The following is a 24,176-nucleotide window of genomic DNA, read 5'->3' as shown; positions in this document are numbered from 1 at the left end:
GTTTAATCTCATACCATTCAGATTTAATACACCTCAATAAAATCTAAAAGAAAAAAAACACTCCAGTATTATTTTTTATGGCATTAAATATTAATTTTTCTAATTCAAAAAAAATACCGTCATATTCTTTATATTTAGCATTTATACTTTTTAATCTTATTAAATCTAAAAAGCTTGTAATATTCTCATCTTCATAGTCATCAATATGCTTATTTAAGGTTTTATTAACTTCATTAAAAAAACCTAACCTCCACATCTTGTCGTATAACTCAATATCAACCACCACTTCTAGTAAATCATGTTTAGTTTCTGCTCCATAGTTCAATCTATCCATAGCACTCTTGGAAATAGGAGAACATATCAATTTCATACTATTCTCCTATATTAAAATGAGTTACCTGATTATATTCACCTTGAGTTCTTCCCATGCTCTTGCCATTATCTGACACTTTATTAGATGGGATATTACCATTTAAATCTAGGTAAGCTCTTCGTCCCTGTATATTGGGGTTAAATATTCTAAAATATTTTCCGTTCAGATCCTCAACTACTTGCACTTTTGTTATAGGATTTTCATATATCCGTTTTCCTTTTTCTGTAACTGTTATACGAGGATTATTTCCTGCAAATTTGTCTATCGCCTTAGACAAATCCGCAGTTTCCCAATTTTTAGAATATAAATTAGATCTATATTCTCCACCAGTTAGGTAAACAGTTTGATTTTCATATCCTATGGATTTACCTACAACAGGCAACTTCTCATTTGCACTAGCCGACTTAGGCACAATCTGAGTCGCCTTACTTGGCTCTGTTGTCGAAAGCCTTGTTCCTGCAATACTTGCAACAACATTATTCGCCACATCAACCCGACCAAACCAACTTGGATCAATCCCTGTTGCATTGTGAAAATCACTATCAGCTTTCGCTTTTGCATTTTTCAATACATCATATCTATCTGAAAAAGTTGCGACTTTTCCATAATCATCCGAATACATATCCGAATAACGAGTATAAGTCGGGTAGTTATAGCCTGTCGGAGTATATTCCGCACCTGAATAGCTAAATTTAGCTTGTTCCAATTTTTGTCTTTCAGACTGACATTGAGTTGAAAGCCGATTTTCCTCACAAACTGAAATAAGAGCTAAATCCGTTTCTATGTCTTTTTTGGCAATTGCGTTACGTTCTAACTCTTCTTCAGTAGTGATAGTGCCTGCTTTTGCTTTCTCATCTAAAACACGTTTCCTTTCTGCCTCTTGCTTGGTAAGATAGTTATTCTCCACCGCCCGTTTCCCAATCTCCGCCCCTGAGATAAAGTCTGCCGTGCTGTCCCCAGTCACGCCACTAGCCAACCCAGCCGCAATTTGACTTAGATTAGCAATGTTTTGTTTTTGGCTCTCCGTAAGTTCAGTAGGTTTATCTGTGCCGTACATCGCTTGCATCAAGTAAGGAGCTGCAGCCTCCGCCGTAAACGCCCCTAACGCACCAGCTGCGACATTGTTGCCGGTGATGTGGGATTCCACAGCACCTAAAACAGCGTGTGCCATTAGGTTAGCTTCTTTGTTGATTGAGCCGTCTGCGTTCGTAGTTTGCTCTTTTATCAGCTTATTCGCATAAGGGGAGAGCAGTCCGACAGCGGCTTGATTTGTATTGCCTGTTGCCAAGCCTTGCAATGCTGCGGTTGCTGCACGAATGCCCATTTGTAAATAACTACCTAATCCGTATTTTGTTTCAATCGCTTGGGCTTCTGCTTTAAGTTGAGCGGATTTTTCGGGATTGGATTTTTCAAGTTGCTCTGCCTCTTGCCGTTTTTTATTCGCTTCCTCCAAATGCGGTTGCACTAAGCGGTTTGTCCAAGATTGAGAGAGTTCTCCGATAACTTGTACCGTTTCCTGTTTCTCCTGAATTGCAACTAAATCCACTTTTTTGACCGCTTGATTGGCGTTTGTGGTGTCTCGATTTAGGCTTTGGAGTGTCTCTTCTGCGGTTTTGCCTGTTTTCTGTTTTTGGGCTTCGCTGTCGGTAATCGTGAGATTGATGTTATCGCTTATCGCTGCCTTGGTTTGGCTGCGTTCGCTTTCACGCATATTCCCCAACGCACTTAATGTGGCCCCGATTGCAGACGTGGCTATTTTCGACATCTCCGAACTCATACTCACTGAGAGCGAGCTGACTTTCACATCACTACGGTTTTCAATCTCTTCTGTGGTGAGTGTGCCAGTTGTCATTTGGTGGCTTGCTTTGTCGCCTTGAGCATTAATCATTCCACCTTTGAGATGCGTGTTTTCTTGCACATTAATGTTGGCGCTTTCTTGAATGTTAAAGCCAGATTGTTGATTGACTTGGGCATAGTTGACCTTGGCTTTGTTTTGGCTTGCCTGTGAAGATAGCCCCCACCCACTACCATAAATCGCCACCGAGCCACTTACGCCTGCTTGAGTCTGTTTGCTGTCATATTTTTCCGTGTCTTGCAGGCTTTCAATATGCAGATTTTTCGTATCAAGTGATAAATGCTTAACATTCGCGACCGCCCCTTTAAGTGTGGTGGTCTCTTTGGTGTTGATTTTTAGGCTGTCACTGTTAATCTCCGTCAAGTTTTGAACGGTGGAATCACTGTTGGAATGCCCTTTGCCGACATTCACTGCACCCTCCACGCCAAAGCCAGTGGCGCCTTGCGATTTACCCACAAACACACCGACACTCCAGCTACTGCTTTTATTGTCGCTTCGGTTGGTTTGGTTGTTTGTTGTGCCAAGCGGTCTTTTTTCAGAAAAATTTTGCAAAATGGAAACAATATCTACCGAACCGGCAGAAACCGCTTTTGGCTTTCTGGCTGATTTAGCGAGTTCAGATACCACAACGAATTGTTGAGTGGATTTGTTGAAAATCACTTGATGGATGTTATTCATATTTACGTTTCTAAAATTTGTAAAATACCTAACATAATTCACCGCTTGTAACTTATATCAAATAGCACTAGCGTGGACGCTAGCGCTATCGGGGGTATCACCTAATCTAATCCCATCTACTAGTTCTTCGTTAAGATTCATATCTAAAATTAATTCTAAAATTAAATTTTTAGTATGATGGTCTATAGCTTTATCATATTCATACAACTGAACACATATTAACTCTAGTGCAATGCCATATTCTTGATAATTAATAAAATCATCAGCATTATTAATATCTTCTATAGGAAGAACTCTATCAAGATATCTTAATAACTTCTTCATTTTATTTTGTACTCTCACTATCACCTCCTATTTAATTGGGAATGCCGTAATAATCCCTTCACCAGCTGGTTCAACAATAACTCTAATTTTAACTCCATCAATATAGCCTTCTACTTTGAATCTACTCGGAACACCTTTTTTAGTATATAAACTTCCTTGAGTTCCCGTTTGTTGAATCCATTTCAAGCTTGGATCTGTAGCCACATTAGAGACAGCATCAAGAATTTTCTTTTCTCCCCAATGTACAGGAAATTTAGATTTTTCATTAAAGATTCTCATTAAACCAAATTTATGACCACCACCTGTTTCATCGCCATATAACATATGTTTTGCTCTTTGAGTATTTACAAGGGAAGCCATATTTTTTCTAGCATCAGTAAGACTAGATATTTTTGTACTAACGATTTTTCCTGCTGGATAGCCTGTTGCCCCCAGAACCATATGAAAACGGTCCAAAGATATAACTAAATCTCTCGCTTCTTCAACAGAAATGCCTTTCCCTTTTGCAACTAATTTAGCTCGTTGCTCAAAATCTAAAGCAACACCTGTTTTGTCATATAACAGTTCATTAAATTTGTGGTAGTCACTCACCAGAATATTGCTATAGTTTCTCCAAGTTTCATTTGGATAACCTTTATGATAGCCTTGTTGAATAACGAGTGCTTCAGCAACAGCATTTTGACAACCATTGCTTGTAATATCGCTCTTACAAGCGGTGATGACTTTTTGGTCGTTTGCAATATCTTCTGTGTCTAAAACTTGCTTACGAGCTAAATCCACTTCTGTAGCAATACCCAATTTAATTCGGTTTTCAATTTCAAAACGCTCTTTGGCTTTATCTGCACTCAGATAATTATTCTCCACCGCCCGTTTCCCAATCTCCGCCCCTGAGATAAAGTCTGCCGTGCTGTCCCCAGTCACGCCACTAGCCAACCCAGCCGCAATTTGACTTAGATTAGCAATGTTTTGTTTTTGGCTATCCGTCAGATTTTCAGCGTTGTCCGTATTGTAGAGCGCTTGCATTAAGTAAGGGGCAGCTGCCTCTGCCGTAAATGCTCCTAACGCACCGGCTGCGACATTGTTGCCGGTGATGTGGGATTCCACAGCACCTAAAACAGCGTGTGCCATTAGGTTAGCTTCTTTGTTGATTGAGCCGTCTGCGTTGGTGGCTTGTTCTTTAATCAACTTATTCGCATAAGGGGAGAGCAGTCCGACAGCGGCTTGATTTGTATTGCCTGTTGCCAAGCCTTGCAATGCTGCGGTTGCTGCACGAACGCCCATTTGTAAATTACTGCCTAAGCCGTATTTTGTTTCAATCGCTTGGGCTTCTGCTTTAAGTTGAGCGGATTTTTCGGGATTGGATTTTTCAAGTTGCTCTGCCTGTTGGCGTTTTTTATTGGCTTCCTCCAAATGCGGTTGCACTAAGCGGTTTGTCCAAGATTGAGAAAGTTCGCCGATAACTTGTGCCGTTTCCTGTTTCTCCTGAATTGCAACTAAATCCACTTTTTTGACCGCTTGATTGGCGTTTGTGGTGTCTCGATTTAGGCTTTGGAGTGTCTCTTCTGCGGTTTTGCCTGTTTTCTGTTTTTGGGCTTCGCTGTCGGTAATCGTGAGATTGATGTTATCGCTTATCGCTGCCTTGGTTTGGCTGCGTTCGCTTTCACGCATATTCCCCAACGCACTTAATGTGGCCCCGATTGCAGACGTGGCTATTTTCGACATCTCCGAACTCATACTCACTGAGAGCGAGCTGACTTTCACATCACTACGGTTTTCAATCTCTTCTGTGGTGAGTGTGCCAGTTGTCATTTGGTGGCTTGCTTTGTCGCCTTGAGCATTAATCATTCCACCTTTGAGATGCGTGTTTTCTTGCACATTAATGTTGGCGCTTTCTTGAATGTTAAAGCCAGATTGTTGATTGACTTGGGCATAGTTGACCTTGGCTTTGTTTTGGCTTGCCTGTGAAGATAGCCCCCACCCACTACCATAAATCGCCACCGAGCCACTTACGCCTGCTTGAGTCTGTTTGCTGTCATATTTTTCCGTGTCTTGCAGGCTTTCAATATGCAGATTTTTCGTATCAAGTGATAAATGCTTAACATTCGCGACCGCCCCTTTAAGTGTGGTGGTCTCTTTGGTGTTGATTTTTAGGCTGTCACTGTTAATCTCCGTCAAGTTTTGAACGGTGGAATCACTGTTGGAATGCCCTTTGCCGACATTCACCGCACCTTCCACACCAAAGCCAGTGGCGCCTTGTGATTTACCCACAAACACCCCAACATTCCAACGGTTACTTTTGTTATCACTTCGGTTGATTTGGCTGTTTGTCGTGCCAAGTAGATTAACATTGTTGCCCTCTAGCTCAGTACGAGTGGCATTGATTATTGAACCTACAATGATGTTATCGCCCTCTGTTGTTCGCACAATGGCTTTTCCTGCATTCAACTCACTGCCTTTGTGCGTGGTTTGTTGTGTGTGGCTGGTGGAAACCGATTGATTTGAGCCAATGCTGACTGAGATTTTAGCCTCGCTATTTGCCTGTTTTTCTACGCTATCACCATTTGATTTCAGTGCGTCAATTACTTTTGTCGCGTGCTGTAACGTCTCATAGGCTTCATTCGCGGCTTTTACTTTTAACACGTTACTTAAACGTTCATCTTGTACTTTTTCAGCACGGTTAAGTGCTTGTCTTACAGCCATCACGCCATCGGTTACGGCTGAACTAAAGGTAATGCTTAAGCCCGATTGTTTCTGTTCGTGGCGTTCTTTTGAAGAAAGCGTATCTTTGCTCGCACCAATATAGGTCGATTTGCCTTCCACTAAAATCTGTTTGCCTAGCTCTTTAGAAACAATCGCATCTACACCAGCAAGCTGTGCGTGATTACCGGCAGATACCGTAATATTGCCATTTAAACTCCCCAAGGTGCTACGGGCTGCACTGCCTTGCCAGCCTTCCGTTTCCTGCTCATGTGTTTCTGATTTCTTGCCAAAAGTAATACCAATGCCGCTGCTGGAGAATACGCCCGATTTTGATTTTTCTTCAAAATGTGTTGTTTTAAAGCGATTGATGTCACTACCTATCGTCACATTATTGCCGCCTTGAATAATCAGGTCGTTATCGGCTATTGCTTGTAGATTGTGGGCTTCTACATTATTACCTGCGGAAAGAATAATTTCTCCGCCCCCTAATTTAGTCCCCACTTTTAAGGTTTGTTGGTCTGTGTCTAGCGAGGTTTTCTTCGAGCTGCCGAAAGCACCACTGCTTTTTATGCGGTGATACTCCGCATAATCACTAGAACGTGTCGCACTGCCTAGCACAATGTCATTTTCAGCTAATGCAATCAGTTTCTCTTTAGCTGCTAAATCAGCCCCTTCGGAATAAATATCTCTAGCAACCAGTGTCACATTGCCATTGCCTCTAATATTAGATACAACCACATCATTCACCGACTCATTGCGATAGTGGTTTCCTCCGCCCATTTTCTCATTAAAGCCCACCTGTAAAGCGGTCAGATTTAACAGATTTTTTGCAGAAAGATAAGTGCTGCCTTGCCCGTCATTAATGACATCAGCCCCAGATATATCAATGTTGTTCGTATTAATCTGTAATCTGCCGTCCTTGCCTTTAACGTGGAGTAGTCCTTTGCGGGCAATTGTCGTATCTGTACGTTGGTAGTCTGCCTCGTTCACTTTTGTTGTATGGGTGGTGCTACGGTGGGTAAAGTTACCGGCTATATTCAATAAAATGGCTCGGTCTGCTTCAATCGTGCCGCCGATATTCTCAACCTTTCCACTGATATTGCCAGTAATTGCGCCTGCTTGAATTGTGCCACTGTTACGGATACTGTTGCTGTCAAACTGGACTAATTCACGGCCGGCAACGGTGCCGCTATTAATAAACTCACCGCCTTTATGGGTAATTTTATTGCCAGAGAGTAGAGTAGCATTACCAGTAATATCGCCTTTTTTCGCCATAGCATACACTTTCGGTACAAGCACTGTTTCAACCTTACCGTTTGGTAGCTGAACAGACTGATTTTCAAACCAGACAATATCGGTGGTGAGTTTTGCAACTTGGCTTGGCGAAAGGGTAATGCCTGGGCGTAAGTTGAATTTTTGGGCGAAAGTAACGCCTGCATCCATTAAGTGGCGGTATTGAGTATCAAAGTCTGTATAGTTGCCTACAAATTGTCTGCCGGTTAAGCGGTTGATCTGCTCACGGATTAAACGTTGCTCGTAAAAACCATCACCAATACGTTTTTGCATTTGGTTTGGCTCGTAACGGAGAGCATTAAACATATAATCAGAACTTAGCCAACGTTTTTTATCCGTAAAATGAGGGTCGGTTTCAATTAATACGCGGCTGCTTGGCTCAGGATTTAGCCGATAAAGCACGTTTTGTGGAATAGCTAAATTAGGCTGAATGCTACGAACTTCAACATTATTTGCTAAGCTAATTCGCTCTAACTGGCGTGTATTCGGTTTTTTCGAACTCAAAAAACCAATTTCTCCTGCTAAGTCTCGTGAATGTATAGGTTGTTTTTCACCAGACCACACTTGGGCTGTATTCACATTGTGGTTGCCACTTAACGTTAACGGCGTAAAGGCAATATTAGCTTGACTTTCTAATTCACCGAATGCCTGTTTGCCTACGCCAATCAGCTCTTTACCGCCCTCAACCTTGATTTCAGTGAGAGAAAGACGATGATTTGTGCCTAATTTAAGTCCTTCGGAAGCTTGTTTGTGTGCGTTAAAATTAACATTCTCCTCAACTCGATAAACGTCCATATCGAAAGGAGTGTCAATAATCCGTTTATACGTTCCGTAATTTTCCCATTTACGCTGGAAATAGCGCTTAAGACCTCCACGCCATTTATCAAAAGTAAACACTTTTTCACCTGTATCAGTAATGCGGTGTAGCCCTTCTTCTCCAATATTTTTAATGTCATTTTCTAATAACATCGCTTTCCCTGACATTACCGTACTACGTGCATTAGTGAATGATTGGCTGTTAGACTTTAACTCCCCACCTGCCAAAATTTGCCCTGCAACGGTTTTAGTCACTTTACTTTCATCAACACGGTGATTATTGATATGTAATTGCCAAAAATCACGATAATATTTATTTGCTAAATCACCGAGTCTATTACGATTATGCTTTTCTATTCCAGCATCCACTTTATTGATACTATCTGCATTTTCTCTTTCCCAATCTTCTAAAGGCTTGATGTGCTCTACATAATAGCTCCATTTTACTTTTTGAGCCCGATAACGTTTACTACTTGAAAATCGTAATGGTCGAGAGGGTCTTTTAAATGCACCATCTTCATCAAACCATTCTCTTTCAACAAACCAAGGTTGCTCGGTTAAATCATCAAATGGGAATTTGGGTTGTGGTGTTGTCGGTGGAGTAGCCCCAAAATAACCCCAAATTGGGCTATCTTTACCATATTGTCCCGCTGGAGTGTAACTACAACTTTCTTTTCCATTAATATAATCACAATTTACTTGATTGCGAATCGCTAATGGTGTATCTGGGGTGATTACATCACTAGCTTTTAATACTACTGGCTCTGCACCATCACTTTTATAAACTAATTGTCCAGCACGGCTCCAGCCTGCCCAACGCAGTAGTTTCATCGGAATATGTGGGTCGTGATGATTAATACCTGATTTATCGCCATTTAACGCATTAGTAAATTTTTCGACTAAATTACCTCGTGCATCACGATGCATTGGCACAATATAAGTTTCACTTATCCGTCTATCTTCTAGTTTTGTTACTTCTGTGGGTTGCCCATCTTGTTGAACGTGTTCAACCTCGAAATGTCTATTGTTGTTGTGAATCTGTTTCACATTTAGTGCAATAGTACCTTCAGATTCAATAAGACTGCTGCTATTAAGCAATGAATCTGCCTGACCCTCAGCTCGCTCTTTTGCATTTAACTCCCGACCAAAGGTCATATTACCCACACTAAACAAGGTTGAGCCTACTTGGTTATCCGATAAATAGTGTGCCGTATCATTGATAATTTCACGACCAGCAATATCTAAATTACCACGAGCAGCCACCACTGCCGATTTAATCATTTCATTACCATAATCTTTATCACGGTTTTCAATGATGTCTGCCTGCAGGGCGACATCATCGCCGTAAATTCGTCCATTACCTATATTTAAGAGGTGTCCGCCTGCTTTCACAAGGGTTTTTGCATTATCTGCTAATCTAATACTGTTAATTAGCCCTTCATTTGTTACATTTCCCTTGGCAGTCAGTCGAGTCAAAGCACTACTGATTCGTCCATCAAGTCCGTTGATAATGTGATAAGCATTTAGTGTCACACTTTCATCTGCGTACAAATCGTGTTGATTAGTTAGATTGCCCAAAGTCGTAATTGAAAGGCTATTTTTAGCATTAATATGCTTACCCGTTACAAAATCTTTTTGCTGAGTAAGCAGGATATCGCGTCCTTCAATATGCCCATTCGTTGTCATCTCATTTGCAAAAATCGACAAAAAATTGACCGCTTGTAAGCGTCCATCTTGATTATTAACCAGTAAACCCTCTCCTTTAATTGCCAGATCCTGTTCGCCTGTGATCTTCCCTTGCTGATTGTTCAACACATCTTGAATGTTAAAACGACTGTGTACACGGCTATGAATTTGACCTTGTTGGTTATCAACCCTTTTTGCAGAAATATCCAATACAGAGGCTAACACACCCTGTGTCATTATTTCTGATGATGATTGAGTATGACGGTTATCTAGTTTTTCAGTATGAATCGTTAGCTCATTACCACTTTCAATTAATGAGCCTGTGCTTCCTACTTTTTGGTTGTTAATTTCTTTTGTGATATTTAAGGTCAGTTTATCTTTTGTGCGAACCTCGCCATCACTGTTATCCAACTGATTAGCGTTAATTGCCATTTCACCTAATCCGTGAATTTTACCGTTATTTTTGTTATTAATTAGTCCTGTAATCTGTAACTTGCCTTGATTTTCTGCATAAATCACCCCTTCATAGTTGGTGATCGTCCCTGCCTCCATTTTGAGGCTATCTTGACTAATTATTTTCCCTTGTTGGTTATCTAATGCGTGTTGTTGTAAATCAAGATGAAGTAAACCTTGTTCGTTATAAACTATACCTTGTTGATTATTTAATCCATCAGCAAGAATATAAGTAGCCTGTTTCGCCGTGATATTACCTTGAATATTATTGATTTTTTCAACCATTTTGAGTAATACGTTGCCTTTTATTGCTCCAATATTTCCCGTTTGGTTGTTTAAGTGATGAGATTTGATTTCAAGCCTATCATTCGCCTTTATTTGACCTTTTTGGTTATTTAAAGTGTCTTTAGCGTCAATATTCAGTGAGAGGTGGGCTTGCAGTAGGCCAGATTGGTTATCTACGGATTGTGCACTGATCGAGGTTGTCTCAGCATTCATTCTGCCTTTTACATTGCTAAGATGCTGGCTTACGATTGCCTTTTGTGAGGCGAGAGAGGCAAGCACACCAGCGTCATTACCAATAGATTGTACATTAATAGTTTGGCTATTTCGGCTAAGCACATAGCCCTCTCTATTTAAGAGTTGCTGTGTGTTTAGTGCTAATTGCCCCAACGAGATAATACCTTTTATTTGTGGTACTTGTGAGTCAGTTTTAGTTTGCTGGTTATTTAAATGGCCTTGATGTGTGTTAATCACCATATCTTGACGACTCTGAATTAAACCTGCTTGGTTATTAAGTTCGCTACTTTGAATGGTCAAGTTTGCACCTGCACTTAATTTACCTTGTTGGTTTATTAATGAGTGTTGCTGAGTGTCAATCTTCAAATCGCCTCGTTCAGCCATTAGCACAGCATCACGATTATTCAACTGTTTACTACGAATAACCGCATTCTGTTTTGCCACAATTTCAGCATGCTGATTGTCTAAGTTCCCCGCTGTAGTAATATAGACATTTTTTCCACTCAATTGGCTTTGTTGAGTTGAGTAAGTTTCTCCATCTACTTTAACATTTAATGACTGCTCAGCTTTTACTACACCGTTTTTTTGGTAAAGGTTACTGATAGTTGCAGTAATATTATGCTTAGAGGCAATCGCGCCTTCATTGTTACGGACTGTGCCCGCATTTAAGTTTAAATCGGAACCTGAAGAAATGACCCCTTGCTGATTAAATAGCGTAGCTGAGCCTAGCTGAATACTCGCTTGCTGTGCTGATTGCAGATAGCCTTGTTGATTATTTAGCTCTCCTGCAGCAATCTTTAAGGTTTGTTGGCTTATAATCGTGGCTAAAGTGTTGTTGATAGAGTGATGATGAGTATTGAGGTTCACACCTGTTTTTCCTTGCACGACCCCTTGTTGATTATTTAACGCACCACTCTCAACACTAACGGTTTGCCCTGAAACGATTTTACCTTGCTGATTATTCATGCTTTGTTGCTGCGTATTAATGCTTAGATGACCTTGCTCTGCTAATAATAAACTTTGCTGATTATTCAAGCCTTGGCTTTTCACGTTCAAATGATGAGTCGCTGAAATCTCGCTATTCGTATTGACAAGACTACGAGTAATCGCAAGTGTGACATTATCCGCTGTAATCACACTTTGCTGTGTAGAGTCTAATTGACCTGCATTGATGATTAATTCTCTTGCACCTATTTTGCCTGTTTGTTGTTGTAAACTACCTATTATTGAAATATTCGCATTTGATTTTGCTGAAATAATGCCACGATCATTTTTAACGGACTGTGCAATAAACTGGATACCTTGATTAGTTTTCATCAAACCCTGAGTATTATTTACCGCCAATACATTCATCTTTAAATGATGTTGGCTTGCAATATAACCTTGCTGATTAGCTACATTACCGCTATTAAGCGTTAGATTGCCAAGTGCAATAATGCCTTTATTCGGAGAAAGGGTATTATCATTTGTCAGTTTTTGGGTATGCGTATTCAACACAATGTTATTTTCACTATGAATTGCACCTGTTGTATTATCTATTTCACCACTATTAATAGTGATCTCTGATTTGGCGAGAAGCTTGCCTGATTTGTTCGTCAATTTTTGCTTAGCAGTATTGATCATAATCGCATCTTGCTGACTTGCGATCTCGCCACCCGTGTTGTCAAGTTGCTGGCTTGAAATGACGATATTTTGTTTATTTGCTTGAATGAGGCTATTTAAGTTTTCTAGCTGATTAGCCACATTTAATGCAATGCTGTCTGCAATAATTTGACTCTTATCGATACTTTTAATCTGTTGAGAGGTAACATTTATATGCTCTGCCTCAATAACCCCATTTTGCTGACGTAAATTCCCTAAAAGGGCAATCTCTGCGTGCTTATTCGCTTTGATTTTACCGCCGCTATTGATAATATTCGCACTATGTAAAGTTAAATTTTGTTGGGTATAAATTAGACCTTGTTGACTATCAATATCCGCCGTGTTTAGATGTTGCTTACCACCACTGACAATCCGCCCTTGTTGATTAGCTATATTGGCTGAGCGAATATCAAGCGTACCCCGTGCCACAATCCCTTTATCTTGAGTGTCTGTTAAAGTTTGTTTATTAGATAAGGCTTGTTCCTGCGTATGAATAGCAATATTGTGATGAGATTGAATTAAACCACGCTCATTAAGTAGCTCACCAGAGGTTATCGTGAGATTTTGATTCGATAGCAATATACCATCGCTTGAATCAACCTTGCCCTTGCCTGCATAAATATCAAGTCTGCCATTTGCCAATAAACGGCCTTGTTGGTTATTCAGCCCATTCGCTTTAATGGTTAAATTACCTTGGGTTTTAAAGGTGCCTCCGTTATTTTGTAACGTATCAGCCACGTCTAGCGTTAATTCATCTGTGCCAGTTTGTTCCCAAGTAGCATTTTGGGTATTAAGAGAACGTTGCTTGGTCTTAATGCTTTCTGCTTTTAAGTAGCTGTGTTGGGTTTCCAGTGCTGTTGGTGTGGTTAAGGTTAAATCCTGACGTGCCATCACAACTGATTGATTGGCTTGAATAGGACCTTGAGATGCCGTGACATTGATTGAATAAGCCGATGTGTGGCTGTTATCTAAATGGGCGTCTGAGCTAGAGATATTAAGTTTACCCGAGGCAATGTTTTTGCCTTGTAAAGTGGTTGTGCCTGAAGTGGTAATGGAAATATGCTTACCCTGTGTAGATGTATGTTCAAGCGTACGCACTTCACCCTGTGCACTATCTTGTACATCAACACCTGCCGCGATAAGTGAACGCGTTGACGCAGTGAGGGTGGGGGTTTTATAGGTGATATTGCCTTTTGCCACGGTTTCACCGTGTTGGGTAATGCCTTGTTGTGCCGTTTTATGAATGTGACCTGCACGTGCAACAATTGAGCCATCTTGCCGAATGTCCGCAAGGGTATTGAGCGTAATATCCCCTTGGCGGTTCTCCATTTTGCCACGGTTTTCAATCCCTTGACTGGCGGTAAGTAGCATCGGTTTAGCTGCATTAAGTGTACCGGTATTGACAATTCGCCCTTGGCTATCAATTTGCAGGGTGTCGGCACTCGCCCCAATATGCCCCGCATTACGTACACCCACGCCATTTTCCGTGCCGATAAGATGAATTTTGCCCGAGTACATTCCGCCCAACTCACCCACGTCAATCGCCCATTGTGGCTTAGCCTCTTCTGCAAGCGGTTGTTTTGTGTGGACAATTTGCAAATTTTTGTCGTTTTCTGACCGCTTGATGGTATTTTTACCCGTGATAACGTTAGTCTCTTTTTTCGACCAAATGCCTGCATTAACCTCGGCTTCTCGGGCGAGAATTTCAGTGTAATCCACACGGCTATTATCCATTCCTTTGCCTGAGACGCTTACCTTGCCTTTTTCCACCACAAAACTTTCAAGGTTGCCACTCACAATCTGTGGCTTGCCTGTGGTAAAGGTTGCTCGGTTTGAATGGATAATGCCGCAGCCCTCACAATGTAAGCCTGACGGGTTGGCAATAATCACCTCCGCCTTTTTACCTGCCACTTCCACATAGCCTTTTAACACAGAAGGGTCGGACGAATTCACCTCATTTAAAATCACTTTCGCCTCACCGCGTGCCAGGTAAGGGTTGCCGGTAATATAGCCTGCCAATTGAGTTTGAGTGTGTGTGTGGCTGTTGTTGAGAATCGCCCCTCGGGTATCGACATCGAATTTTGAATATTTATTATGCGAAAGCCCTTTATCGTTTGGGGTTTGGATATTGATTTGAGGCAGACCATTTGCGGTTTGCAGAATAATGGGTTGCTCACTTTTAGGGGCGGATTTATCCGCTTGAATAATGAGATTCGCCAGCGCTGAATCTGAAAATGCCACAAAGCCCAAGGCACAAAATAGGCTAAAGACAAGCGGTCGGATATGGGCAAAAAGTTGCAAAAACGTGAAAGGGGATTTTTCAGTTGATTTACCCTCAGACTTTGCGAGTTCAGAGGTCACCACTACGCGTTGTAAGGTTTTGCTGAAAATCACACGAAAGCATTGTTTGTTCATATTCAATTCCTTTATGTTGTAGAAATAGTGGGTAAATCCACCCTACGAGAAATATAAAACCCTATGTCATTAAAAAGGGTAATTTAAATTAAAACCTACCACGGTATCGGAGGTGCTAAACCCTTCTGGTTTACGCACAGGTTTACCCACAAAAACATCATAAGACATCCCTTTGATATTGCCTCGCAAGCCTAATGCTGACCCCATTAAATGATGCCCCAACTGATTTTTAGTTGACCAACCCATTACCCACCCGCTGTCTAAAGCAAAATAAAGTTGATGACCTAGGCGATTGACCTGCCACGCTAATTCATTACGCCACAACCAACCGCGTTCGCCTGTAAGGGTTAATTCGCCATCAAAACCACGCACGGTATAACGTCCACCAAGCGAAAAGCGGTCTTGCAAAATGAGAGGGGTTTTATTCCATTGAGCCTGCCAACTGGAGTTAAATTGCCACGGTTGTTTGCCCCACATAAACGGTTTGTCATAAGAAATTGATACCGTGATAATCTGTGGTCGAGATGTGCCTTCTCCCCGTAATTCTTCTGGCGCTTGTAACTGCCCGCGTGCCCCCGTTCCGCGTTTATAATTAGCGGATAGCACTAACGTGCCGTTGCCTAAATATTCTTTGTGAGAAAAACCCCCTTCCCACCCTGCCATTCGGCGTTTTTGCACGCCCACTTCAGCACCATCAATATAGTTTTGCGATTGGCGAGACCAAAGTGACGCGGAAATCGTCGTTTTACGCACGCTATCACGATAAAGCAAATAAGACAGCGTGAGTTTGTCGTTATCACTTACACCTGAATAACGATAGCTATTATCAAAAGCACCAAATACTTCTTGGTGATAACGGTTTTTGTTGTGAGAGAAAGCTAAACTCCAATAGCCAAACGGAATAGAGTAATACAATGTTAGATTTTTGCTGGCACGACTACCTTTATCATCGCCTTTTTGCTTGAGGCTGTGGGTAAATGAGGTGTAAAACAGGTCGTTGGCAGAAAAAATATTATCAATCGAAAGGGTTGCAGAAGCTTGTAATTTCCCTGTGGATGTTGAGCCAGCGTCATCCAGCCCTAAATTCAGCCTAAACGGAAAGGCTTGTGCATAGCTGATTTTTAAATCACTGTCACCCACTTCCGCTTTATCACTTTCGCTCGGCAAAATTTCAATATTTGCCTCGACAGTTGGCACACGTTTTAAATTTTCAAGAGATTGCTCAATATCTCGCACATTCAAAATATCGCCTGAAGCAAAGGTAAAACCCGTTAAAGCATGCAAGGTAGTAAAACGCGGAACATTCCCACTATCTACCACGATGATGTTGCGAACGTTACCTAAAATGACGGTTAAATGGAGTTTACCCCCACGCAAATCTTGTTCTTCAGTAACAACTCGTGTCGTCACATAGCCTTTCTCAATAATATTGTTTTGCACCTGCTTCATTAAAATACCCAAACCGTCACCACCAAAACAGTGTGGCAACCTTAGGTTTAAATCATTCACTGCTTTATCAAATGCCCATTGAAATTGGCTTTGTGAAGAGGTTGAGCCGTAATCGGTAAGTGAAATTTGGTGAATAAGGTAACAAGGGGATTCGTGATGAGGAAGGGATAGTGTTTGATGAGTAGACGTATCTAATCTCACCTCCACTGAGCGCTGAATTTGTTTTTGTTGGGCTTGGTGATGTTGTTGCTGGCGTAATTTTTCGGCAGCATCGAATTGGTTTAACTGAGGTAAGTTTTGAGGTTGGTTTGCAACAGAAAAAGTTGACGCTACGGAAAGCACCACTATTGTACAAAGATTTTTGTAGAACGCATCCATACAGTGAATTTTTATATTGTATTTAATTTAAATATTAATTATAAACGTCTAAGAGCACATTATCAAATAGTTACATATTGAATTAGTCAAACAAAAAGATAAGAAAATGTAGCAGAAACATAGAATTGAGTCTTTGTACAGCTGCTAAATAATGTTGCTACTTTTTACAAATTTCATAAGAAATTCGACCGGTTGTTTTCTTTTCGTTAAAATAGCCGTCAAAATTACTTTTCAATCGGTCTAATGAAACTCAATTCTCAACAACAGCAAGCGGTGGAGTACACCAGTGGCGCTTGTCTTGTGCTAGCGGGGGCTGGCTCGGGCAAAACTCGGGTGATTATTAACAAAATCGCTCATTTAATTGCACATTGTGGCTATTTGCCCAAACAGATTGCAGCCGTCACATTTACCAACAAGGCAGCTCGTGAAATGCGGGAGCGGGTGGCTCACTCCATCGGGAAGGAAAACAGCAAAGGGCTGACGATTTCGACTTTTCACACGCTCGGTTTTGATATTTTAAAGCGTGAATACAAGTTACTCGGTTTTAAATCGGGTATGACGTTGTTTGATGAACACGATCAAATCGCGTTGCTTAAACATTTATTGCCCGAAAATGTGACGGAAGATAAAGATTTACTCAAAGCGTTAATTTCTTCTATTTCAAATTGGAAAAATGATTTGCTTTCGCCTGAAATGGTCATCGCTCAAGTTCGTGATGAGCGTGGGCGGGTGTTTTCGCATTTTTATCAACGCTATCAAAATCAGTTGAAGGCTTATAATGCCTTAGATTTTGATGACTTGATTATGCTGCCAGTGTTGTTGTTTCGTCAATTCCCAGAGGCGAAAGAACGCTGGCAAAACAAAATTCGCTATTTGTTGGTCGATGAATATCAAGACACTAACACGAGCCAATATGAGTTAATTAAATTGATTGTGGGTAATGAGCCAAATTTCACCGTAGTGGGCGATGATGATCAATCTATTTATTCGTGGCGTGGGGCGAAGCCTGAAAATATGCAACGCCTGCGTGAGGATTTTGATTTAAAAGTGCTCAAACTGGAGCAAAATTACCGCTCTAGCCAACGAATTTTACATTGTGCCAATATTTTAATTGATAACAATGAGCATTTATTTAGCAAACGTCTGTTTTCTGAGTTAGGAGAGGGCGAAAAACTGAGTGTGATTGAGGCAAAAAATGAGGAGCACGAGGCGGAACAGATTGTTGGAGAGTTGATTGCTCACCGTTTTTCTCGCAAAACTAAATATAAAGATTATGCGATTTTGTATCGGGGCAATCATCAATCCCGTTTATTGGAAAAATTGTTAATGCAAAACCGCATTCCGTACAAAATTTCGGGAGGAACGTCGTTTTTTGCTCGGACAGAAATCAAAGATATGATGGCGTATTTGCGTTTGTTGGTGAATCAAGATGACGATGCAGCATTTTTACGCATTGTGAATACACCAAAGCGTGAAATTGGGGCGGCAACGTTGGAAAAATTGGGGACGCTTGCCAATGAAAAACAGGTAAGCTTGTTTGAAGCGATTTTCGATTTTGAACTCATTCAACGTTTAACACCGAAGCCTTACCAAGCCTTGCAAGATTTTGCTCGTTGGATTGTGGAAATTGCCGATCAGGTGGAGCGTTCTTCTCCCATTGAGGCAGTAAAAGATCTGCTAGAAAAAATTCAATATGAAGCCTATTTGTATGAAATGGCAACAAACCCGAAAGTGGCGGAAATGCAGAGCCGTAATGTTCAAACTTTATTTGAATGGGTGCAGGGAATGTTAGAGGGAGATGAAATTGAAGAGCCTATGAATTTGGTGCAGGTGGTGAATCGATTAACTTTACGAGATAGGCTAGAGCGAGGCGAGGACGAGGAAGATGCCGATCAGGTGCAATTAATGACGCTCCACGCTTCTAAAGGATTAGAATTTCCATACGTTTTTTTAATCGGAATGGAGGAGGGCATTTTACCGCACCAAACCAGCCTTGATGAAGATAATATAGAAGAAGAACGTCGTTTGGCTTATGTAGGTATTACTCGAGCTCAGCAAATGCTGACCTTTTCATTTTGTAAAGAACGTCGCCAATATGGAGAAATTATCAAACCAGAGCCAAGCCGTTTTTTAATGGAATTACCGCAAGACGATTTAGTTTGGGAAAGTAATAAACCAAGACTGACAGAAGAGCAAAAAGAGGCAAAATCTTCAGCCAATATTGCGAATTTAATGGCGATGTTGAAAGCGAATAAGAAATAAGCACAAGCGGTTAAATTTTGAAAGTTTTTTGCACATTTTCATTAACATTTGACCGCTTGTATGTGAGATAATTTGACTTATCTCAATAAATCTGCGGAATACCTATGTTCAATTATTACATTGTGGATTTTGACGTTATAGACTAAAAGGGTCTATATAGGAGAAACAAGATGGAATTAAAAACGGTTATTGAGCAACGCAAAACTATTAAAGCGTTTAATCCGACAGTGAAAATTAGCCGTGAGGAGCTGCAAGAAATGTTAATGTTAGCACAGCTTGCGCCTTCTAAGGCAAATTTGCAGCCTTGGCGATTTGTGGTAGTTGATGATGAAGCACTCAAAAAAGAGCTATCTACTCAGGTTGCATTTAACGGCCCGCCGTGTGAAACCGCTTCCGTTGTCGTTGTGGTCTTGGCAGATTTACACTATGAAAAATTATTAGACGATCTTGTTGATCAGTCGATAGAAAAAGGTTGCTTGCATCAAGATTTCCGTGATCGGAAAATTGATTTTTTACTAGGGCTTCATCAACAATTAACGGAATTGGATATTCGCGATCAAGTTTTAATTGATAGCAGTTTAAGTGCGATGCAACTTATGCTAATTGCCAAAGATAAAGGATACGATACTCATGCAATCGGAGTGTTTAACCGCAGTGCAGTAGTTAATTTACTTGATATTGACAATAATCGTTATTTACCTGTAATGTTGTTAGCCATCGGGAGGGCTGCAAATCCACCATTACTAAGCTGTCGTTTGGGGTTAGAATATACAGTGTCTTGGAATAATGGGAGAGGATTTAAAAAGTAATACATATCTTACGGTGGCCAAATTTCTTTATTTTTTGCCAAAAACTGTTAGAATTTGACCGCTTTTATGACGATATTTTAGATGTAAAGTATTAAAACTTTAAATCGAATTCTTGGCAAAATGATGTTTTCTAGTCACTGGCTGACGTAATTTGATTACAAAATACATTTTGAGTGAAAGCGATTATCATAAAATTGCTTTATAATTTTAAACTTGATTGATAAGAGGAAGAGAATATGGCTAAGCATTATGATTATCTTGCGATTGGCGGTGGCAGCGGTGGCATTGCTTCTATTAACCGTGCCGCAAGTTATGGCAAGAAATGTGCAATTATTGAAGCAAAACATTTAGGCGGAACCTGTGTGAATGTGGGGTGTGTACCGAAAAAGGTGATGTTCTATGGTGCTCAGATTGCAGAAGCTATTCAGCATTATGCGCCTGATTATGGTTTTGATATTTCTGTTAATCACTTTGACTATGGCAAATTGGTAGAAAACAGACAGGCTTATATTAAGCGTATTCATACTTCTTATCATAATGTACTCAGTAAAAATAATGTGGATATATTAAATGGTTTTGCTCGTTTTAAAGATGCAAAGACTGTTGAGGTCAGCTATGAAGATGGCTCGAAAGAAGTAGTCACTGCAGATCATATTTTAATTGCAACAGGCGGTCGCCCAGCTCTTCCTGATTTAGACGGTGCAGAATATGGTATTACTTCAGATGGCGTATTTGCGTTAAATACGTTACCAAAATCGGTTGCAATTGTTGGTGCTGGCTATATTGCAGTAGAATTATCTGGCGTTTTTAATAGCTTAGGCGTACAAACGCATTTGTTTGTACGTAAAGATAGCCCAATGCGTCAGCAAGATCCGTTAATTATTGAAACCTTGGTAGACGTGTTAGCTGAAGATGGCATTGAGCTTCATACTCAAGCCGTGCCGAAAAAAGTAGTGAAAAATCAAGATGGTTCCCTGACTTTAACACTAGAAGATGGGCGTGAAACAACAATTGAAACTTTAGTTTGGGCAATTGGACGAGAACCCGCTACTGATGCGATTAATTTAGATGTAGCTGGTGTTGAAACCAATGAGCGTGGTTTTATAAAAGTAGATAAATTCCAAAATACTAACGTGCCAAATATATATGCGGTTGGCGATATTATTGAAGGCGGGATTGAATTAACGCCTGTGGCTGTGGCAGCAGGTCGCCGATTATCAGAGCGTTTATTCAACAATAAGCCCAATGAGCATTTAGACTATAACTTAGTGCCAACCGTCGTATTTAGTCATCCGCCAATTGGGGCGATTGGTTTAACTGAGCCTCAAGCTATTGAGCAATATGGGGAAGATAATGTAAAAGTCTATAAATCTTCTTTTACCGCAATGTACACTGCAGTTACTCAATATCGCCAGCCTTGTCGAATGAAATTGGTATGCATCGGTAAAGAAGAAAAAATCGTTGGGTTACACGGTATTGGCTTTGGTGTTGATGAGATGATTCAAGGGTTTGCGGTTGCGATTAAGATGGGGGCAACAAAGGCTGATTTTGACAATACTATTGCAATTCACCCAACTGGTTCGGAAGAATTTGTTACAATGCGATAATTAAAAATATGAAGGTATCACTTAATTTAGTTGCTTTATGTTTGTTGACGGTTGGAGAAGCTTATGCTCAGACGCATAATAAAGTCAATATAAGTGAACCAATACAACAAGAAAATAAACCGAGATTTAAAATTTCTGAACGTAGAATACTAATACCAACTAAAGAAGAGCAGGTGAGTAGTTTTTCGATGGAGGAATTGCGTGTAGGTATTCAGCGAATTCTTGATAAAGCAGAGATACAATATTATAAATCTCAATGCCGATATGCTTTTATGTCTGACAGAGAGGTAATTGAACACCGTTGTGAAACTAAAAAAATTGCGATGCCAGACTAAAAACGGAGCCTATGCTCCGTTTTATTATGCTTATTCGCCTTGAAATAAGAATGGATTTACTCCACTTCTTGATAAGCCTTTTTGCTCCATTTCAGAATCTAAAAATAGGCTGGCTAAATCGTCAGCGACAGCTTCAACGTTAAAGTCTTTATCTTGATAAAGCACTTTTAAGTAAGAGTGGCAATCTCCGCAGCTTTCTGCTTTAACTGCCGCCTCTACGCTATTTAGGCTCCAATAATCTAATTTACCCGTTTCATCACAATTGGTGCATTTTGAACGCACAATATGCCATTCACTTTCGCATAAAGAACAGTGTAAATAACGCAACCCTTGTACTTCACCGAAATGAATAACACTGCTAACAGGTGCGGAATTGCATACAGGGCAAAAATGTTTATGGCCAACCTCAGCTCTTGTATTGCGAGGTAGCTGCTGTGCTAGTTGTACCCAATATAGCGAAAGAGCCGCCCAGATAAATACAGCTTTATCTGCAGGCACCAGTTCATAATGCTCATTTAGAAGATTATCTGCTAAGTTTTCTAATTCAGAAACTGAGGCTTTTTCCAACCATTCTAATGTTGGTAGAATGGTATCGTTAGCGTAAGATTTGAATTTTTGAATAATCGCGAAGAGCAACTCTCTCCATTCGTCGCTACGTTGAAAATTTTTGCTGTTTAGCGGTTTATCGCCTTGTGTTAATTCTACACAAGCGGTTATTTTTTCAGAATAATTTGCAATAGGTCTGCTAGTGAATAATTCAAGTTGAATATCTACTAAATGGGCGGTAAATTCCATATAGTCGGCAAACGGGTTTTCTTTAGCTAATTCACGTAAACGCTTTGCACGGCGAGAATAGAGATTTTTAGGGTTAGCAAAGAGTAATTCGGGTTGTTGAAATGAATTTGCAACTTGTTGAATTTCATCTTGTTGTAAAATTTTGATACTCATAACGATCCTAAGTCATAAAATAAAAGTGCGGAATTCTCCGCACTTTGTGTGATTATTAGACAGTGTTATTTTTTAACGTGTTTGTCGATTTCCGGTAATATTTCTTCACGATACCATCTTGGGTGATGTTTTTTCGCCCAGCGAACAGTTACCCAACCTTCAACCATACCTCTGATTGAGCCTTTTACCCAGAATGCCATATAGATATGTACCAGAATGCCAGTAAATAACATAAATGCCATTGTAGAGTGAAGTAAAATCGCAATTCTAATCACAGGAATGGAAAAATATTCTGAGAAGAATTGTCTCCACATAATAATCCCTGTAATTAAGAGAGTAAACATAGCAATAATCAGCGTCCAGAATAGTAATTTCTGACCTAGATTATATTTGCCGTTATCCGCAACAGCGTGTTCGTTACCTTTTAACACCTCAACAATGCCTTTTGCCCAGCGAATATCGTTTTTCTCAGGAATATTATGATGCCAGTACATTAATGCAACAATGCTAAATGCAATAAACATAATGATCCCCGTGAAGGGGTGTACCGCACGAGCAATTTGTGGCGTGCCTAAGATCTCTGTTAGCCAGGCAAAATCAGGGAAGAAGAATGCTACACCAGTAAACATCGTCATAAAGAATGAGATCACGAGAAACCAGTGACTAACACGAGCTAACGGCTTATGACGAACGATTTTAGTATCATTCGTAACGATGTATGGCTTACTCATCTCTATCTCCTTCTCTAATATTATGGTGATGATCTTCCACATCTTCTTCAACGTTTGGACCAACGGTTACATAGTGTGCTACTTCCGCTAATGCTAAGCCACCTAATGCAACAGCTGCAACTGGTTTTAAGATGTCTTTCCATAAAGTGATGGTTGAGTCAATTTTCGGATCCTTCGGTAATCCAGAGTAAAGTTCTGGTTTATCGGCGTGATGTAAAACATACATAACGTGTGTTCCACCGACACCTTCTGGATCATAAAGCCCTGCGTTTTCATAACCACGTGCTTTAAGATCTGCAATACGTTGTTCAGCGTAGAACTTCATTTGTTCTTTGCTACCGAAGCGAATTGCGCCTGTTGGGCAAGTTTTCACACAAGCGGGCTCTTGGCCTACAGTGACACGATCCACACATAATGTGCATTTGTAAACACGATTATCTTCTGGATTCATGCGTGGGATATTAAATGGACAACCCGCGATACAGTAACCACAGCCTATACATTTATCAGATTGGAAGTCCACAATACCATTAGCGTATTGAATAATTGCACCTGGAGATGGGCAAGCTTTTAAACAGCCTGGCTCAGTACAGTGCATACAACCATCTTTACGAATGAGCCACTCTAAGCGGTCATTTTCTTCAACTTCGTTGAATTTCATCACCGTCCACGCTTTTGCATTCAGATCAGCTGGATTATCATACACACCGACACAAGCAGCATTGACATCAGAGCGGATATCATTCCATTCTGAGCAACCTACCTGACAGGCTTTGCAACCAATACAGGTAGTGACATCAATTAATTTCGCCACTTCCACCTGGTGGGAACGAGCCTGCGGTGCTGGTGTTAAACCAGAAGTTGCGGAGATCTTAATAATGTTTTGAGATTGAACTACACCCAT

At 40.5% G+C, this 24,176-nt stretch carries 12 protein-coding genes; 4 read left to right on the top strand and 8 right to left on the bottom strand.

Annotated elements, in window-relative coordinates; translation table 11 throughout:
* Positions 1-43: 43 nt before the first annotated feature.
* From GM698_RS01765 to GM698_RS01745, 5 genes are all read right to left on the bottom strand, one after another.
* Entirely contained in the window at positions 44-370 is a 327-nt protein-coding gene (locus GM698_RS01765; protein ID WP_209289570.1) for a hypothetical protein, read from the bottom strand.
* 1 nt (position 371) lies between these two features.
* A complete protein-coding gene (locus GM698_RS01760; protein ID WP_209289569.1) occupies positions 372-2,906 on the bottom strand; it encodes a VENN motif pre-toxin domain-containing protein in 2,535 nt (844 codons plus the stop codon).
* 57 nt (positions 2,907-2,963) lie between these two features.
* Positions 2,964-3,248 (bottom strand): MafI family immunity protein, encoded by a 285-nt coding sequence (locus tag GM698_RS01755; protein WP_238348705.1) that lies wholly within the window; start codon positions 3,246-3,248, stop codon positions 2,964-2,966.
* Between the two features lie 9 nt (positions 3,249-3,257).
* Positions 3,258-14,753 carry a hemagglutinin repeat-containing protein gene (locus GM698_RS01750; RefSeq protein WP_209289568.1) on the bottom strand — a complete coding sequence of 3,832 codons (11,496 nt, stop codon included), beginning with the start codon at positions 14,751-14,753 and terminating at the stop codon, positions 3,258-3,260.
* A gap of 69 nt (positions 14,754-14,822) precedes the next feature.
* Entirely contained in the window at positions 14,823-16,580 is a 1,758-nt protein-coding gene (locus GM698_RS01745; RefSeq protein ID WP_209289567.1) for a ShlB/FhaC/HecB family hemolysin secretion/activation protein, read from the bottom strand.
* A gap of 243 nt (positions 16,581-16,823) precedes the next feature.
* Here GM698_RS01745 and rep point away from each other — a divergent pair, with 243 nt between their 5' ends.
* The 4 genes from rep to GM698_RS01725 all read left to right on the top strand — a co-directional run bounded on the left by rep (position 16,824) and on the right by GM698_RS01725 (position 21,593).
* Complete coding sequence (gene rep, locus GM698_RS01740; RefSeq protein WP_209289566.1) at positions 16,824-18,842, top strand: DNA helicase Rep; 2,019 nt, start codon at positions 16,824-16,826, stop codon at positions 18,840-18,842.
* A gap of 170 nt (positions 18,843-19,012) precedes the next feature.
* On the top strand, positions 19,013-19,651 hold the full coding sequence (locus GM698_RS01735) for a nitroreductase family protein (protein ID WP_159629313.1): 639 nt from the start codon (positions 19,013-19,015) through the stop codon (positions 19,649-19,651).
* Between the two features lie 236 nt (positions 19,652-19,887).
* Positions 19,888-21,258, top strand: coding sequence for a glutathione-disulfide reductase (gorA, locus tag GM698_RS01730; RefSeq protein WP_209289565.1), 1,371 nt, complete (start codon positions 19,888-19,890; stop codon positions 21,256-21,258).
* Positions 21,259-21,266: 8 nt separating this feature from the next.
* The gene (locus GM698_RS01725) at positions 21,267-21,593 is read left to right on the top strand and encodes a hypothetical protein (protein WP_176812366.1); all 327 of its coding nucleotides are present in this window, start codon (positions 21,267-21,269) and stop codon (positions 21,591-21,593) included.
* A 30-nt stretch (positions 21,594-21,623) separates the two neighbouring features.
* On the opposite strand, the gene fdhE is transcribed toward GM698_RS01725, so the two are convergent.
* From fdhE to fdxH, 3 genes are all read right to left on the bottom strand, one after another.
* Positions 21,624-22,541 carry a formate dehydrogenase accessory protein FdhE gene (gene fdhE / locus GM698_RS01720; RefSeq protein ID WP_209289564.1) on the bottom strand — a complete coding sequence of 306 codons (918 nt, stop codon included), beginning with the start codon at positions 22,539-22,541 and terminating at the stop codon, positions 21,624-21,626.
* A 65-nt stretch (positions 22,542-22,606) separates the two neighbouring features.
* A complete protein-coding gene (locus GM698_RS01715) occupies positions 22,607-23,272 on the bottom strand; it encodes a formate dehydrogenase subunit gamma (protein ID WP_176808076.1) in 666 nt (221 codons plus the stop codon).
* A complete protein-coding gene (gene fdxH / locus GM698_RS01710) occupies positions 23,265-24,176 on the bottom strand; it encodes a formate dehydrogenase subunit beta (protein WP_159629317.1) in 912 nt (303 codons plus the stop codon). Before fdxH ends, GM698_RS01715 begins: the two co-directional genes overlap by 8 nt.

The organism is Mannheimia sp. ZY171111 (genome assembly GCF_017750945.1).
GTDB lineage: Bacteria > Pseudomonadota > Gammaproteobacteria > Enterobacterales > Pasteurellaceae > Mannheimia > Mannheimia pernigra.
This window is presented reverse-complemented; position numbering and strand designations above follow the sequence as displayed.